Below are 17653 nucleotides of genomic sequence, written 5' to 3'. Positions count from 1 at the left end.
TACTCGCTCCGCTCGAACATCACCTCACCCGCCTTCTCGAGCAGGAGCAGGTAGCCGGAGTCGGGATCATGCGCAGTGCCCATTGAACAATGCGGTCTCCCGGTATGCCTCCACAAGTAAGGTGTCGTTGACTGGGCAGGTCAGCCAGCGGTAGTAGGGCTGGCGGGAGAGCTTCAACACCGGCAGGGACACCGCGAAAGCGAGACGGCCTCAGCGGATCGCCGTAGTTCCGTTGGTTCGAAGTCCTAGCGGCACAGTTGCACAACGTCGACATAGTCGCGCCATCGTCAGTCGGGACCTCAGCGAGGAGGGAATGACGAGTCGCAAATACTTAGGCATGACATCGGCACTGATCGCATTCGCGTCGACATCTTTGGTGGGACACCAAACACCGTAGGACGCCAGGAGAATACCGCCCTTGAGAACGAAGTCTTGGCTGTGCTCTGCGCGGCTGAGACGGTCCAACAACGATTCGAGTAGATGCCGTACCAATTACTTTTGGGTGGGTGTCGGGGTGCCAGTTTTGGCGGCCACCGATCTTGCTTTGGTCTGCAACTTCTTGAAGAATCCTCACCTCCGGTCATGACATGACATCCAACGCTTGGCGAATAGGTGCCTTGGCTCGGGGCTCTTCAGAGCGATATTCAACAGATTTAGTGGGCTTTCCGCCGCGACGCAGCCACTGCATGAGGGCATCACGTACAGTTTCGTAACCGAGCTGCCTTCGTAGGCGAAAAGCGTCAGCGATACAAAGTTCCGGAGAGTAGAGCCCAATGGACAGGTCGCTGCCCGCGATCGAGATCTCATCGCGTCCGGTCGGCGGCTTTGACCAGGTCCCAGTCAGCAGCCGTTGCTTCCTTGGGAAGGTAAATCCCTCGAGCTATGTGAGTGAGGTTCCCAGCGTCTATAGCCCGGTAAAGACCGGTGCGGGGTAAGCAGCCTGGCTGGCGGCCGTCGACCGGATTGCTGGCATGAGCGCCCCCGAGAGCCTGATACGAAATCGTTTTACCATCGCTATGGCTGCGGAGCGCGTGCCTTTCAGGCCAAGCAACACTCGAGTCTCCGGACCCAGCATCTCTTGGACTCACACCACCTCAAAGTTGGCCATCATCATCATCATGTCCTCGTGCTCCAGGTTGTGGCAGTGGAACACGTACTTCCCGCGGTACCCGTCAAAGCGCACCAGCAGGTCCACCTGACCGCCGGTGTCCATGCTGACGGTGTCCTTCCACCCGTGGTTGAAACTGCTCACGGACTGCTGCCGGTCCTGGCCAATCACCTGGAACGGGGCCATGCGGATGTGGAAGGGATGCTCAACATCCAGCCCACGGATCCGCCACCGCTCCACCGTGCCCAATTGGGGGTCGGCCAGGATGGTGTCCGGGTCAAAAGCCTGGTTGTTCACCGTCCACAGGGCCATCCCGTGGGCCTGCGCGCCACCGCGGGCAAACACGAACTCGCGCTCGGCCACCACATCGTCCTCTGACAGCGTCTCCAATTCGGCTAGTCGGTCAGGGATGGGGCCGGAATCTTCCTCCTGGCGGGTGACCTTGAACCGCATGATCACATCAGTGCCGTCAGTCCCGTGTTGGTTGCGCAGCGTGACTTCCTCACCTATCGCCACCTCAGAGAAATCAACGACGACGTCGAACCTCTCCGCTTGGGCAATGTCCAATGTCCCGTGCTCAACGGGAGCTTCCAACAGGCCCAGGTCACTGCCGATCTGCACAAACGGCATGCCACCGTCCAGGTTGAGCCGGTACCGGCGGGCGTTGGACGCGTTGAGGATTCGGAACCGGGACTTGGTGTTGGAAATCTCCAGCACGGGCCAAGGTGCCCCGTTGACCAGGATGCAGTCGCCCAGCACGCCACTCATGTACTCAGCCTCCACACCGGGTGGATCCACCAGGTCTGGGTCAACGGAGGGGTAGAGAAAAGATCCATCTGCCGCAAAAGCTCGGTCCATGATCATCAGGGGGATGTCGCGGTCGCCAGATGGGAGACCGAGGGCGTCTTCGGCGTGGTCGTGAATCAGGTGAAAACCGGCCAGGCCGCGGTAAACCTGGGGGCCGGTGAAGTCCATGCGGTGATCGTGGTACCAGAGGGTGGCGGCGGGCTGGTTCATCTCATAGATGTATTCGCGCTCCCCATCGCTGGTGTCTCCGCTGGCCAGATGGTCGGAGTGCTCGAAGTCGGTGCCGGCGTCGTGGGTGGCGTGATCGCCGTGGTCGGTAGTGGTGGGGAAGATGACGTCCGTGGGTAGCCGTCGTGCTCCGGTGCGGTGACCCCGCCATGGAGATGAACCACCACCGGCACGGGCAGTTCATTGCGATGCGTCACCACAGTGCGGCGCCCCCGTTGGGAGATCAGCGTGGGGCCCGGGACGGTGCCGTTGTAACCCCACACTTGCGTGGTGGTGTGGGGGATGATCTCCAGGTCAGCGGTAGTAGTCCGTGTCCGCATCCGTCCGAGTGGGTTCCAGCACCTCCGGGATGGGCAGGGGCACCTGGAAGGGCTCGGGTAATTCCAGCTCACTGGTCAGCAGAGCCCCCGCACTTCCCTGCGCTCGCCGGTTGTCCCGGGCGCCCCCGCTGCACGCCGTGAACAGCGTGGTCAGCGTCAGCCCGCCTGCGGTGACGGCACTGGTCTTCAGCAGACGGCGACGAGTGACTGCATGCGAGGTGCCGGGGGAAACCATGATTCGACCCTATGCGTTGGCGCAGTTCGCGCGCGCCGAGTTGCCAGTTATGTGGCTGCTCCGCCCACCCTCCCGCCGAGTTGCCAGTTATGTGGCCCCTGAAACCGCCTGACTCAGGGGCCACAAAACTGCGCACTCGACGGGCACAAAGGCCAGCGGCTCAGGGCATCTGGCCCATCACAAACTTGACCCGTTGGTCTGGCTCACCTGTCCCAGCCACCGGGCAGAGGGTTTGGGCTCCCGCTGTTGGGTGTGCCTGTCCACCGCGATGATGCCGAACTTAGGGCCGTAGCCAAAGGTCCATTCGTAATTGTCGAAAGCTGACCATGCCATGTAGCCACGAACATCCACACCTTCCGTCAGACAGCCAGCCACGCCCCGTAACGCGGCTTCCAGATAGGCCAGGCGTTGTGCGTCGTCGTCGGTGCACATTCCGTTCTCTGTGACCATCACGGGTATCTGTGCAACCTCAGCGGCTTCGCGGATGGTTTCGGCCAGACCGTCCGGGTAAATTTCACGTCCCATTTGATCGAGTTCAACGTCCGGGGGAGGTGGTGCGAGTCCGTCAGCTGCGTACACCGTGCGCCCGTAATTCTGGATTCCCACAAAGTCGTCTCCGCGGGAGTCCCGGAGGAATCGCAGATTGACCTCTTCCCGCACGGCCGCAGCGTGCTGTTCACCACCCGGCGCGGCGTGAATCGCGGAGTTGGCCAATGTCCACCCGGTTGGGGTGTCCGGGTGTGTGCTTTTCACGGCGCGTGTTGCGGCACGGTGGGCGGCTAGTACGACGTCGTAACTGCGCTCGGTGGCACAGGACAGAAACGGAGCCAGTCCCTGGGCGGCGACCCCCAATTCCTGCGCGGCGCTGAGAATCATGGGTGTACGTGCGCGTGCTTCGGCATCCTTCTCCACGACGCCGAAGGTGGCCAGTAACCAGGTCAGATTGGGTTCGTTGATGGTGCACACAACGTCGATCAGATCGCCCAGGTCCCGCATCACACGGTGGCTATAACGCTCAAAGAACTCAACGGTCTGTTCGCTTTCCCATCCACCGGAATGCAGCAACCAGCGGGGCGAGGTGAAATGGAAAAGTGTGACCACTGTTGTCAGCCCGTGCTGACGACAGGCCAGAAGAACGTCCCGGTAGTGGCTGATCGCCTCTGGGCTGAACTGGCCCTCTTCCGGCTCAATGCGGGACCACTCCAGGGAGAAACGGTAGGTGTTGAAGCCCAGGCCGGCTAGCAGCGCAATGTCTTCCCGGTAGCGGTCGTAGTGCTCAATGGCGGCTCCGGACGGTTCGGCAAAGTCCGTGTGGGGCAGATTCTCCAGGAACCACACGTCGGAGTTGGTGTTATTACCTTCAACCTGGTGGGCCGCAGTGGCGGCACCCCAGAGGAAAGTTGCGGGAAAGCGGGAAGTCACGGGTCGATTCTCCTGCGGTTGCGGTGTTGTTGACGGAGGACGGGGACGGTGGTGACCAACCGAGAACAGGTTGACCACCACCGTTGTGGAAGGTGTTGGGTTCAGCTGACGATCAGCTACGTGGCTCTGCGCTGCTGTCGGTGACCAGCGTGGTGGCTTCCGTGGGAGGGTTCTTGCGGATGCCCTCGTCGTAGAGCTGTTGCTTGGCTTCGGTCAGGTCCATGTCTTCAACGTCGAAGGCATTGAACCGGCTGTTGCGGAAGGCCAACCACCCGACCACCAGGCCGATAGCCACCACTGCGCTGAGTACCCCGTACAACACGGCGGGGGTATTGGCCAGGGTGGGGGTGACCAGAGCGGCACCGGCAGCAACCACACGTGCGACGGCGATGATGGTGCCCTGGGCCGATGACCTGAGCAGAACGGGGAAGGACTCCTGCGTCCAGATCTTCATGATGGCCTCAAAGGCAAATGCCGAACCGAGTCCTTGGAGCACCTGCACGGCGATCCAGACAGGCACGGTGAAGCCCAAGATGACGGGCAACAGGTATGAGATCACCAGGACTATGGCGCCCATGGCGAAGTAGTTCATGCGACGCGGGCCGTCTGCAATCTTCATGAACAGCAGTGCCCACAACAAACCCAGTGGGAACCCGATGAGGCCGATCAACGAGTTCGTCTGGACGGAGAGCCCCACCACGTTGACGGCGATATAGGTGCCGAACTGGCCGCCGGTGTTGGCCCCCACGTTCGTCAGTGAGTAAAACACCAGCAGGGCAAGGAAGGGCACCAGGTAAATGCGCTGCGTCAGAACATCCTTGATGCTGGATCGTTCAGCGCGAACCGTGTGGATTCCAGCGGACCGCTCGGCATGTGCCGCCTGCCAGGACGCTGATTCGGGGATGCTCAAACGCAGGATCAGAACCACCAGCGCGGACAGACCCACGTTGGCAAAGAGGATCTGAGCCCCGAGCTGACCCATTCCTCCCACCACGGTGGAGAGCCCCACTGAGGCCAGAATGCCCATGAACCACAGCACCTGGGAGAAGCCCAGCAGCTTTCCTCTGTTCTGGTCATTGGCGGCCTCAGCAATGGTTGCCAGGGACACGGGTAGATCTGCGCCACTGCCCAGGCCCAGGAGGATGGTGCCGATCAGCAGTGCGGTGAAGCCACCGGCGAAAACCAACAAGGTTGCTCCCACCACGATCATGGCCATGGTGGCAATGAACACGGCGCGCCTGCCGAACTGATCGCCCAACCGTCCACCGGTCAAAGCACCGATGGCGATGCACAAGGTCAGAGTGGCGGAGAGAATGCCGATCTGGGTTTCAGTGATCCCGATGGTGTGCTGGTACAGGACCAGAGCAATACCTGAGCTCACGATGGCTGCGGCGTCAATGTAGGAGGCCATGCCCGCAACCACACCAACCCACCAGGGGTTCGGTGCCCGGCGGGCGAGATCTGAGGTGGGAGACATGTGTCCTTCTCCTTTGAGTCCAGGACGAAATTGAAACGACTCAATTTCATGATGAGTGTGACAGTAGCTCATCGTGAGCCAACTCACAAGATGATGAGGGTGAGTCGCGGAAACGGGCGGAATGAACACCTTGACTGCCTACTGAATGCGCGCATAGCCTGCCTTCATTCGAGTGAAACGATTCACAAAAGAGTTGGGGTAAAAGATGCCGTTTGAGCGACTTGTACGGGAGTTCCAAGACCCGGGAATCGAATACCGTCCAGAGCTGCGGTGGTGGCTGGCCGAGGGTGCCCACACGGAAGAGACCCTGCGTGCGGAGATCGCCCATGCGCATCGTCTGGGGTTTGGAGCCATGGAGTTCTTGGCCATGGACGAACCAGGGGTGGATCATGCGCGTTACGGCTGGGGTTCGGAGGCATGGTCGCACAGCACCGGAGTGGTCCTGGAAGAAACCACAGCGCGGGGTATGGGAGTGAGTTTCACCTCGGGAGCCAACTGGTCCAACGCCAATTTGCCCACCATCACCGGGGACGACGCCGCAGCCTCCCAGGAGCTCAACGTGGTGGTCAAAGACCTTGTACCGGGAGGTGTCTTTGACGGTGAACTTCCCAGGGTGGACCTAGCTGCACTAAAGCCGGAAGAAGGCCCGATCAGCACCCGAGGTGAGGTGCATCAACAACATCTGGTGGCTGTGGTGGCCGTCCGCCGGGCCGAGGTGGAGGATGTCGGCAGTCGAGATGACCCGGACAACGACGACGGAAGCCACGGACACGGCGGCCCAAGCAGCCAGGCCGCACCGGGAACTGTCCTGGATGCTGATTCCGCCCTTGATCTGACCACCGAGCTCAACGGGACACATCTGGCATGGACAGTTCCTGATCAGCCGGGGTGGACCCTCATGGTTTTCTGGCGCCACGGAACAGGTCAGACCGCGAATCCGTCCGCAACCGTCAATTACACGGTCAACTACCTGGACCGCGCTGGGGTGGAAGCGGTGATCGACTACTGGGACCGTCACGTTCTGACCCCACAGTTGCGGGAAACCATCGCCAGGAATCCAAGGGTCCAGATGTACATGGACTCTTTGGAGGTCAGCACATTCGGAGACGGTGGGCAGCTCTGGTCAGCTCAGATGGTGCGGGAGTTTGAGAGTCGCCGGGGCTACAGCATCATCCCCTGGTTGCCCTTTGTGGTTCACCTTCCCACGTTCATGGCAGTGGCTCTGACTTACACCTATCAACCGGAGGCCTTCCACCGCGGTCGGGTGGAGAAAGTGCGCCGTGACCTGTACCAGACCTATACGGAACTCTACATGGAGAACATGTTGCGCCCGTTTGCTCAGTACCTGCACTCCGTGGGCATACAACTGCGGGCTGAGATTTCGTACGGGCTGCCGTTCGAACTGACTCAACCGGGGCCGGAGGTTGATGGCATAGAGACTGAATCCTTGGAGTTTGGCTCCCAGATTGATGCTTACCGGTTGCTGGCCGGACCCGCTCACCTGTTTGGCAAGCAATATTCCTCGGAAACCGGGGCCACCACGCGCAACCACATCCTGGATCACCGGTTCTATGACCAGATCATCGCAACACAATTGGCGGCGGGAATCACCAAGACTGTTCTGCACGGCTGGTCCAGCACAGCAGGTCCGGAGCCGGCGACCACCTGGCCCGGACACGAAGGCATGTATGCGATGTTCTCGGAGCGATTCGGGTCTCGGCAACCATCGGTGGAGTTTTACCCGCACTGGACTCGGTCCCTGGCGCGGAAGCAGTACCTACTGCGGCGCGGGCGGCCTCGAATCGACGTTGGCATTCTGCGCCGTGACTACCTGGTGGACACCCTGTCTGGTACGGCTTTCCTGGACCCGGACGGCACTCGAGTACCGGACGAGGTTGCTTATGCCACCCGGTGGATGCGGGACCGCAACAACTTCTGGTGGCGGGATCTGGGGATGCAGGACAACGGCTACACCTACGAATTCCTGGACCCAGCTTTGCTGCTGCACCCGGAAGTTTCCTACGACGACGGTGTGGTTCAGCCCCACGGGCCCGGTTACCAAGCGTTGCTGGTCTATCAAGACCACCTGGATGCGGATGCCGCACTGTGGCTGCTGGAACAAGCTCGGGCAGGCTTAAAGGTTGTGATCGTAGATGGTGCGTCTGACCTGCTCTATCTTGCGGAGGACCGCTGGCACACGCATGTCCGCGCGGCCGCCGGCACATCCGGACTGGATGAGCGGGATGCCGAGCTTGTTGAGACCGTGGAAGCCCTGACGCAGCTGCCCAGTGTCCTGCGAGTGGAAGACCCTGCCCGGACGGTGGAGGCTCTGCAGCAGCTGGGCGTCCATGCACGGGCTGGATTCACAGCACCGAACACCTCCTTGCTCACCCATCTGCGTGAGGAGGATGAGCTCTCTCACCTCTACGCGTACAACTTCCTTTATGAAACGGGTGAGGTGACCTCTGCGGAGGTGCGGATTCCGGGCGTCGGGCAGGTTTACGTGATGGATACCCAAGACGGCACAGCACAAGTGCTGCACGATGTTCGGCAGGACAATGCAGCCACCTACGTCACCGTGACCTTGGCGCCCGGTGAATCTTGTGTGATCACCGTGGACCACGCTGAACCTCTCGCATCAGTTCGTCCGGCTGATGAGCCCATCGAGCGGGCACGCTTGGAACAGTTCGAGATCACCGTGGAGAGCTGGGACGCCGGGGAATCCAGGGTGATCACAGAAGATCGCGGCTTGGGTTACGTGACGCATGAAGTGGTACCGGAGACCCAAGTGACGGTCCTGCACTCCGAGGTGGACCAGCTCAAACCCTGGTCTGAACTTCCCGGTATTGGACCGGAGGTTTCGGGGGTGGGTACCTATACCGCGCGGTGGCATCTGGACCGGGCGCCGGCACATGGTGAACGCTGGTATCTGGAATTGGGTTCAACCTGCGGTGGCCTGGCTTCAGCATCCGTCAACGGTTCCCCCGCCATCGGGGTGGACACCTCCGTTTCGAAGGCTGATGTCACACAGTTTCTGGTGGCGGGTCAGAACACCGTTGTGATCCGGGTGGCCAGTTCACTCAACAATCGGTTGCTGGCGCGTGGCTATTACGACGACGTCCTGGACATTGTGACCGTCATGGGTGGTCAACCACCGGCAACAGTGCAGACCAGCCCGCAAGCTCACGGTCTGTTGGGGCCGGTTCGACTGGTCAGTGTGGCGGGCAAGGATTGAGTGGTTGAATCCCGGATCACCAGCTCGGGCGGAAAACTGACGTGACGGTGCCGGTGGCCCGGATCGGTGATCTCATCTTCCAGGAGATCGACGGCGGTCCGCCCGATCAGCTTGCTCGGCTGGTGGACTGAGCTCAGGGCCACCACGGCGGAGGCGGCGTAGTCGATGTCGTCATAGCCGATCAGAAGGATGTCTTGCGGCACCCGCAGGTGATTGCCAAAGACGAAGGCCTGAAGGAGTCCCAGGGCCAGAAGGTCGTTGGCGGCAAACACGGCATCCGGGAGGTGTTTGCGGGGCCGCTCACGGATGATTTCCCCGATGCGTCGCCCTTCCAGGATGCTCAACGCGGCGGTGTTGAAAGATTCCAGACTCGCACCCTGGACGGCGTCCACGGCGGTTTGGGCTCCGGCGCGGCGGTTGACGATCTGGTGCAGGGTGTTGGGGCCACCTACGAAGGCAATACTGCGTGCTCCTTGAGCTAGAAGATGCTCGGCAGCCATCCGACCACCTTCGACGTCGTCGACGGCCAGCGAACAGTAGTCCCCGGGGGGAGCGTGTTCATCCACCAGAACCACGGGAATGTTGCGCTCACGCAGAGCGTCGGTGCGGGTGTGGTCTGCGGTTTGCGGTGTCAGCAAAACACCTCGGACTCGCTGCTGTTCAAAGAGGTCCAGGTAGAGCTGTTCGCGCTCGGGCGTGTACCCAGCACTTCCCACGATCACGGCCTGCCCCAGGGCCTCCGCGCCTTCTTCTGCTCCTTGGGCAAGCTGATGGTAGTAGGGGTTACCGGAATCTTGAACAATCAACCCCACCGTCAAGGAGCGGCCAGCCTTCAACTGCCGTGCGGCGTCATTGCGCACGTACCCCAGATCCTCGATGGCTTGCAGAACACGGCGACGTCGTGCTTCGGAAACCATGTCCGGGCGGTTGAGAACGTTTGACACGGTGCCGATGGAGACGCCGGCGGCCTGTGCGACGTCCTTGATACTCGCCGGTGACGGCACTGGTGTTCCCCTTGCTGGTGGCTGTATTGGACTAGTGACTGCGCGGGCTGGTGGCTACGTGGCTGGTAGACCCGGTCTGCAGCGTGATCGGATCCTGATTCCGATCTTAGGAGACAGGCCTACCGGGGCTTGTCTCAAAACGGCCCCAGAGGCTGCTCGTCTTGACGTGATCGGCCGCACGCCATACTGTATGAAACGATTCAATTTTGTGTGGCCCGCGCCGCACCCCGCACTTCTCTCCCAGGAGCCAGAGCCCATGCCGTCTTTCGATCAGATCACCTCAGCATTGGCACAGCAGGCCATCGAGCTGCCTTCGTGGGCGTTTGGGAACTCCGGCACCCGGTTCAAGGTGTTCTCCACCCCGGGCACGCCCCGCACTGTGGAAGAGAAGATCGCTGATGCAGCCACGGTCCACCACTACACCGGCTTGGCACCATCAGTGGCCCTGCACATTCCGTGGGATGCCGTGGAGGATTACACCGCATTGCGCCGGTACGCCGGAGACCAGGGGATCGAGTTGGGAACCGTCAACTCGAACACTTTCCAGGACGACGCCTACAAATTTGGCTCACTCACCCACACCGACCCCGCCGTGCGGCGAAAGGCGATCGACCACCACCTGCAGTGCCTGGAGATCATGTCCCAGACGAACTCGCGGGATTTGAAGATCTGGCTGGCTGATGGCACCAATTACGCCGGTCAACAGGACATGCGCGGTCGCCAAGACCGCTTGGCTGAATCCCTGGCGGAAATCTACACCCAGCTCGGAGCTGACCAGCGGTTGGTGCTGGAATACAAGTTCTTTGAGCCGGCCTTCTACCACACCGATGTACCGGACTGGGGGACGGCCTACTGTCAGGTGGCTGCGCTGGGGGAGCGGGCCATGGTGTGCCTGGATACCGGCCACCATGCACCGGGGACCAACATTGAGTTCATCGTCATGCAGCTGTTGCGGCTGGGCAAGCTCGGTTCCTTTGACTTCAATTCCCGTAACTACGCCGATGACGACCTCATTGTGGGCGCAGCCGATCCATTCCAGCTCTTCCGGATCATGGTTGAGGTGTTGCGTGGGGGTGGCCTGGAGCCGTCGTCGTCAGTGGCGTTCATGCTCGATCAATGCCACAACGTGGAGGAGAAGATCCCCGGCCAAATCCGCTCCGTGCTCAACGTCCAGGAAATGACCGCACGCGCCTTGCTGCTGGATCGGGTGGCCCTGACGGCGGCCCAAGAAGCAGGCGACGTCCTGGGCGCCCACCAGATTCTGATGGACGCCTTCTACACGGATGTCCGCCCGGACCTGGCTCAATGGCGAGCCTCCCGTGGACTGCCAGAGGACCCCATGGTCGCCTATGCGGCATCCGGTCACGCAGCGCGGATCGCTGAGGAACGCGTGGGCGGTACCCAGGCGTCGTGGGCTTCCTGATCCACAGCGCCTTAACCACACGCCTTACCCACAGCCCCATTCACTGCACCGTGAGAACGGAACTGACACATGACTGCATCATCTGCCTCGACCACGTCCAGCTTCACCGGAGAATCGAAGACCCCGCCCGCGGTGAAGGAGCTGATTGATCGTTCCAACCGTGTGGGCTCGGATCCCAAGAACACCAACTTTGCCGGCGGCAACACTTCGGCCAAAGGCACGGTGACCGATCCTGTCACGGGCACAGAGGTTGAACTGTTGTGGGTCAAGGGCTCCGGCGGTGATCTGGGCACTCTGACAGAGTCCGGCCTGGCCGTCCTGCGGCTGGATCGCGTGCGAGCACTGCGTGGCGTGTACGGCGGTGTTGAGCAGGAAGATGACATGGTGGCGGCCTTTGACTACTGCCTGCATGGAAAAGGTGGAGCAGCGCCGTCGATCGACACCGCCATGCACGGGTTGGTGGATGCCGCTCACGTGGATCATCTGCATCCCGATTCGGGAATCGCCGTGGCCACGTCCCGTGATGGCAAGGAACTGACGACGACGATTTTCGGCGACCGTGTGGTCTGGGTTGATTGGCGCCGCCCGGGCTTCCAACTCGGTTTGGACATCGCTGAGATCAAAGAAGCCAACCCGCAAGCGGTCGGTTGCATCCTGGGTGGACACGGCATCACGGCATGGGGTGCCACCAGCGCTGAAGCTGAGCAGAACTCCCTGTGGATCATCCGAACTGCTGAGGCTTACATTGCTGAACACTCGAAACCAGAACCGTTCGGGCCGGTCCTGGAGGGATACGAGGCACTGCCAGAGGGGAAACGACGGACCAAAGCGGCTGCACTTGCCCCGGTGATCCGTGGTCTGGCTTCCACCGACGCACCGCAGGTGGGACATTTCACGGATTCTGCCGAGGTCTTGGAATTCCTGGCTCACGCGGAGCACCCGCGCCTGGCAGCTCTGGGCACCTCTTGCCCTGATCACTTCCTGCGCACCAAGGTCCGTCCGCTGGTCCTGGACTTGCCCGCCGAGGCCACGATTGAAGAATCCGTGACCAGGCTCAAAGAACTTCATGCCGAGTACCGGGAGGAATACCGGGCCTACTACCAGCGTCACGCCACCCCGGATTCACCGGCCATGCGCGGTGCCGATCCCGCGATCGTGCTGGTCCCGGGAGTTGGGATGTTCTCCTACGGTCGCAACAAGCAGACCGCCCGGGTGGCCGGGGAGTTCTACGTCAATGCCATCAACGTCATGCGCGGTGCCGAGGGGATTTCCTCTTACGCTCCGATCGACGAGGCGGAGAAATTCCGGATCGAGTACTGGGCATTGGAAGAGGCCAAGCTCGCACGGATGCCAGCGCCCAAGCCGCTGGCCACTCGAATTGCACTGGTCACAGGTGCTGCCTCCGGCATCGGCAAGGCCATTGCCACTCGGTTGGCGGCGGAAGGAGCTTGCGTCGTCGTCGCTGATCTGGATGCGGGCAAAGCTCAAGCCGCTGCCGCGGACATCGGTGGTGCGGACACGGCTGTGGGTGTGGCCGTGGATGTTTCGGACGAGGCCGCGGTGCAAGCGGCACTCGATACAGCCGTTCTGGCCTTCGGCGGTGTGGACCTTGTGGTCAACAACGCGGGTTTGTCGCTGTCCAAGCCGTTGCTGGAGACCACCGAGGCTGACTGGGATTTGCAGCACGACGTCATGGCCAAGGGTTCGTTCCTGGTGGCCAAGAATGCCGCAGGGATTCTGATGGACCAGGGCATGGGCGGAGACATCGTTTACATCTCCTCCAAGAACTCGATCTTTGCCGGTCCGAACAACATTGCGTATTCGGCAACCAAGGCCGACCAGGCTCACCAGGTACGCCTTCTGGCTGCTGAATTGGGGGAATACGGTGTCCGCGTCAACGGCATCAATCCCGACGGCGTGGTGCGCGGATCTGGAATCTTTGCCGGAGGTTGGGGAGCGCAGCGGGCCGCAGTGTACGGCGTGGCCGAGGACGACCTGGGTTCCTACTACGCCCAGCGGACGCTGCTCAAACGTGAAGTTCTCCCGGAACACGTGGCCAACGCGGTGTACGCATTGTGCACGGATGACTTCTCGCACACCACGGGCCTGCATGTGCCCGTTGATGCCGGTGTGGCTGCGGCCTTCTTGCGGTGAGGGTTGAACATGGCTAAGTCGGATTCACGCGGTGTGGTTGCCGTTGACCTGGGGGCCACCAGCGGACGGGTGATTCTGGGTCACATGGCCAATGGCTGTCTCCAGATGCGCCACGTGGCAAGGTTCCCCAACCAGCCGGTGAAGCTGTACCAGGGGGAGAGCGCCGGGCTGTACTGGAACATGATCGAGCTCTACCGCAATGTGGTCTCCGGTCTGGCTCAGGCTTGTTCGCTGGACCCGCGTGTGGCCAGTGTGGGCGTGGACACCTGGGCCGTTGATTACGGGTTGCTGCGGAATGGGCGGTTGCTGGGGGTGCCCCGGCATTACCGAGATCCGCATAACGGGCTCGGCGTCGAGGCTGTGCATGCTGTCATTGACCATGCCCAGCTCTATCCGCGCAACGGGCTGCAGCACCTTCCCTTCAACACGATTTTTCAGCTGGCTGTTGACCACGCTGAGGGCGCACTCGGTATGGCAGACCGAATGCTGATGATCCCGGATCTGATCGGATACTGGCTCGCCGGCGTGGAGTTTTCGGAGGTCACCAACGCCTCCACCACGGGCCTTCTGAGCGTTGGCAGTTCAACCTGGGACCGGGAACTGATGAACCGGTTGGACTACTCGACGGAACTGTTGGCGCCCTTGGTGCCACCGGGAACTGCGGTGGGGCCTCTGTTGCCCTCGGTGCGCGCAGAGCTTGGGTTGGGCGATGAACCCGGACCGGAGCTGATTGCGGTGGGGTCCCATGACACCGCCTCTGCTGTGGCTGCTGTCCCTTTGGATGAGGACAGCGCCTACATTTCAGCAGGGACCTGGTCCCTGGTAGGTGTGGAACTCGAAACACCTGTGCTGACTGCTGAAAGTCGAGCGGCAAATTTCACCAACGAACTCGGTGTGGACGGGCGGGTGCGCTTTCTCAAGAACGTCTCCGGCTTGTGGCTGCTGAGCGAAAGTATCCGCCGCTGGGAGAGTCCCACCGTCACGGATTCCCAACGGACCAGTGATCTAGCTGAATTGATTTCTCAAGCTGAGGCTGTCACTCGCCCAGTTCCAGTCTTCGACACCACCGATGAACGGTTCACCCCACCGGGGGACATCCCCGCCAGGATCAGACAGTGGTGCATTGAACACGATGTTGAACCACCGCGTGATCGGGCTGAAACGGTGCGCAGCATCCTGGAATCTCTGGCAGAAGGCTACGCCCACACGATTCAGCAGGCCCAGGAGCTCTCCGGGCGTCAGATCAGAACCGTTCACGTGGTGGGAGGTGGTTCTCAGAACCATCTGCTGTGCCAGCTCACAGCCGACCGAACCGGTCTGCCGGTGATCGCTGGGCCCGTGGAAGCCACCGCCATGGGAAATCTGCTGGTGCAGTTGCGGGCCACGGGGCAGACCACAGGCTCTCTTGAGGCTATGCGCTCGATCGTGAAGAACACCGCCCAACTGCGGCGCTATGAACCCAGGTCAGCCGCTGAGAACCAAGGACAACGGAGGTAAACCCATGACTGAGACCGTGACCAGAGTCCGGCTGGAACACCATGAACCAGGAAGACTGGGCGTAGGGGAAACCACGCCGCGGATTTCGTGGCAGGTGCAGACCGAAGACCCGCAATACCGCCAGGCGGCCGCACGTTTGGAGGTCACCCGATCCTTGGCCGGTGGTGCACCCACCACCCAGGTGCATGAACTCCAGGGGCCGGACCAGGTCCTGGTGGCGTGGCCGCAGGACCCGCTGAGCTCGCGTGAACGGGTCACGGTTCGAGTCCAAGTCTCCGAAGGAAGCCGGTGGAGCCCGTGGAGCGAGCCGGTCACGCTGGAGATCGGCCTGCTGGAACCTGCCCAGTGGTCGGCCCGTTTTGTTGGGCCCGCCTGGGAGGAAACCCCGGCAACACTGCGCCGACCAGGTCGGATTCGTACAGACTTCACGCTTCCCGCCGATATCGTTCAGGCCCGGCTGTACCTCACCGGCCACGGGTTGGTGCAAGCTGAGATCAACGGTGAGCGGATCGGGGATGAAGAACTGACACCAGGATGGACCAGTTACCACCACCGCCTGCGCTACGCCACTTTTGACGTCACGGAAGAGGTCACTGAAGGCAGCAATGCCATCGGGATCTGGCTGGCCGATGGCTGGCACCGTGGCCGCATCGGATTTGAAGGAGGAGTGTGGGACCTCTACGGAAGCCGGTTGGCTGCACTGGCCCAGTTGGAAATCCTCACGGCAGACGGGTCCGTGATCACCGTGGGCACCGACGAATCCTGGCAGGCCGGCTTTGGGCCTCTGTTGAGCAGCAGCCTTTACGACGGCGAACACCATGACCAGCGGCTTGAGGACAAGAACTGGTCCCGTCCCGAGTACCTGGTTGACCCAAGCGGTGTGGCTGCCGAAGAAAGGTGGGGGCCGGTCGCCGTCGTCGATGCTGACTTGGGTCTCCTGGAAGCCCCGGTGGGTCCGCCGGTGCGCTGTACCGGCGAGCTGAATCCCGTCACGGTTGAGGACAAAGGTGAGGGGCGCTGGCTTCTGGACTTTGGCCAAAATCATTCCGGGCGGCTGCGGATCAAGGTATCCGGGGTGGCGGGACAACAGATCACCCTGCGGCACGCCGAAGTGATCCAGGACGGTGAGCTGTACACCCGGACCCTGCGCCAGGCTGAGGCCACCGATGTCCTGATCTTGGGTCAGGACGGCCCGAATGGTGTTACCTGGGAGCCGCGGTTCACCATCCACGGGTATCGGTACGCTGAAATTTCCGGGGTGCCAGGAACACTGAACCCGGCGGATGTGGTCTCGCGTGTGCTGCACACGGACATGGAGCGAACAGGGTGGTTCCGCTGCTCAGAGCCCATATTGGAACGCCTTCACGAGAACGTGTTGTGGAGTACGCGCTCGAATTTTGTGGACATCCCCACCGACTGCCCGCAGCGCGATGAACGCCTGGGCTGGACCGGGGACATTCAGGTCTTTGCTCCCGCAGCGGCCTTCCTGTACGACGTCACGAGCATGCTCGATTCCTGGTTGCGCGACGTCGCCTTGGAGCAACAGGACCAAGGGACCGTGCCGGTTTTTGTGCCCTACATGCGCCTGGGCCCCTGGGGTCAGATGGACCCGCTGCCCACCGCCGTATGGGGCGATGTTGCCGTGTTGACGCCCGACGTCCTGCATCAACGCACCGGTGACTTGGACCTGGTGCGCCGCCAGTACCCCAGTGCCAAGGACTGGGTGGATGGTGTGTTGGAGAAGGCGGGTGACTCCCGGATCTGCGAGGGCTGGATGCAACTGGGCGACTGGCTCGATCCTGCCGCTCCACCGGAGGAGCCATTCAAGGCAACCACGGACCCAGACCTGGTGGCCACCGCCTATCTGGCGTGGTCCACTGGGCGGCTTTCAGCGTTGGCGGAGCTGCTTGGTCATCACGACGACGCCGCCACCTACGCTGCCATTGCCGATGAGGTGCGGGAGGCCTTTGCGCAGCGATACATCGGCGAGGATGGAACAGCGACCAGCGACACCCAATGCGCCTACGCACTGATCTCTGTGTTCGAGCTCTATCCCGATGCTCGGACACGTGCCGCAGGTTCCGCTCGTCTGGCACAGCTGGTGCGGGAAGCCGGTGGAAAGATTTCCACGGGTTTCGCGGGAACTCCCGTTGTGACGGATGCCCTGACCCGGGACGGGTACCTGGAGGAGGCCTACTTGATGTTGCAGGCCACCGAGAACCCATCCTGGCTCTACCCAGTGAGCATGGGAGCCACCACCATTTGGGAACGCTGGGATTCCATGCTCCCGGATGGCAGCATCAACCCGGGGGAGATGACCTCTTTCAATCACTATGCACTGGGGGCGGTGGCCGACTGGATGCAGCGTGTGGTGGCGGGTCTGGCGCTTGAGGACACGGCCTACCGTCGGATTCGTATTGCACCGCGTCCGGGCGGAACCCTGACCAGTGCCGGGGCAACGCACAACACTCCGTACGGTCAGGCCTCCGTGGACTGGGAGATTCGGGACGGACAGCTGCACACGCGGGTGGTCCTTCCGGTGGGAACCTCCGGCGTCGTTGATCTGCCAGGCCAGGCCCGGGTAGAAGTGGGTCATGGGAGGCACGAGTTCACCACACCTCACGGGTGAGCACGGGCTACGGTCTCTTGAACCGTAGCCGCCGAGTGCGCAGTTGTACGGCCACTCCCGCCATCCACCGCCGAATTGCCAAGTGTGTGGCCCCTGACTGAGTCAGGGGCCACA

General features: G+C 61.7%; 11 protein-coding genes. 5 read left to right on the top strand and 6 right to left on the bottom strand.

The annotated features are described in order from the left end of the window. Positions 1-1084: 1084 nt before the first annotated feature. The 5 genes from Q4G32_RS07105 to Q4G32_RS07090 all read right to left on the bottom strand — a co-directional run bounded on the left by Q4G32_RS07105 (position 1085) and on the right by Q4G32_RS07090 (position 5597). On the bottom strand, positions 1085-2173 hold the full coding sequence (locus Q4G32_RS07105; protein ID WP_303350360.1) for a multicopper oxidase family protein: 1089 nt from the start codon (positions 2171-2173) through the stop codon (positions 1085-1087). Next, entirely contained in the window at positions 2122-2463 is a 342-nt protein-coding gene (locus Q4G32_RS13930; RefSeq protein ID WP_368660368.1) for a multicopper oxidase domain-containing protein, read from the bottom strand. Before Q4G32_RS13930 ends, Q4G32_RS07105 begins: the two co-directional genes overlap by 52 nt. Next, entirely contained in the window at positions 2438-2698 is a 261-nt protein-coding gene (locus Q4G32_RS07100) for a hypothetical protein (RefSeq protein ID WP_303350318.1), read from the bottom strand. Before Q4G32_RS07100 ends, Q4G32_RS13930 begins: the two co-directional genes overlap by 26 nt. A gap of 177 nt (positions 2699-2875) precedes the next feature. Further along, complete coding sequence (locus Q4G32_RS07095) at positions 2876-4120, bottom strand: glycoside hydrolase family 1 protein (RefSeq protein ID WP_303350316.1); 1245 nt, start codon at positions 4118-4120, stop codon at positions 2876-2878. Between the two features lie 112 nt (positions 4121-4232). Then, entirely contained in the window at positions 4233-5597 is a 1365-nt protein-coding gene (locus Q4G32_RS07090; protein WP_303350315.1) for an MFS transporter, read from the bottom strand. Between the two features lie 205 nt (positions 5598-5802). On the opposite strand from Q4G32_RS07090, the gene Q4G32_RS07085 reads away from it, so the two are divergent. After that, complete coding sequence (locus tag Q4G32_RS07085) at positions 5803-8832, top strand: glycosyl hydrolase (RefSeq protein ID WP_303350313.1); 3030 nt, start codon at positions 5803-5805, stop codon at positions 8830-8832. On the opposite strand, the gene Q4G32_RS07080 is transcribed toward Q4G32_RS07085, so the two are convergent. Beyond that, the gene (locus tag Q4G32_RS07080) at positions 8781-9836 is read right to left on the bottom strand and encodes a LacI family DNA-binding transcriptional regulator (RefSeq protein WP_303350311.1); all 1056 of its coding nucleotides are present in this window, start codon (positions 9834-9836) and stop codon (positions 8781-8783) included. The two genes, Q4G32_RS07085 and Q4G32_RS07080, sit on opposite strands and share 52 nt — an antisense overlap. 256 nt (positions 9837-10092) lie before the next feature. Here Q4G32_RS07080 and rhaI point away from each other — a divergent pair, with 256 nt between their 5' ends. From rhaI to Q4G32_RS07060, 4 genes are all read left to right on the top strand, one after another. Next, on the top strand, positions 10093-11259 hold the full coding sequence (gene rhaI, locus Q4G32_RS07075; RefSeq protein WP_303350359.1) for an L-rhamnose isomerase: 1167 nt from the start codon (positions 10093-10095) through the stop codon (positions 11257-11259). 69 nt (positions 11260-11328) lie between these two features. Next, positions 11329-13413 carry a bifunctional aldolase/short-chain dehydrogenase gene (locus Q4G32_RS07070; protein WP_303350309.1) on the top strand — a complete coding sequence of 695 codons (2085 nt, stop codon included), beginning with the start codon at positions 11329-11331 and terminating at the stop codon, positions 13411-13413. 9 nt (positions 13414-13422) lie between these two features. Then, a complete protein-coding gene (locus tag Q4G32_RS07065) occupies positions 13423-14910 on the top strand; it encodes a rhamnulokinase (protein WP_303350307.1) in 1488 nt (495 codons plus the stop codon). Between the two features lie 4 nt (positions 14911-14914). Continuing rightward, positions 14915-17539 (top strand): alpha-L-rhamnosidase, encoded by a 2625-nt coding sequence (locus tag Q4G32_RS07060; protein ID WP_303350305.1) that lies wholly within the window; start codon positions 14915-14917, stop codon positions 17537-17539. Positions 17540-17653: the final 114 nt, after the last annotated feature.

Origin of the sequence: Kocuria sp., assembly GCF_030538595.1 — a bacterium.
Classification (GTDB): Bacteria; Actinomycetota; Actinomycetes; order Actinomycetales; family Micrococcaceae; genus Kocuria.
This window is presented reverse-complemented; position numbering and strand designations above follow the sequence as displayed.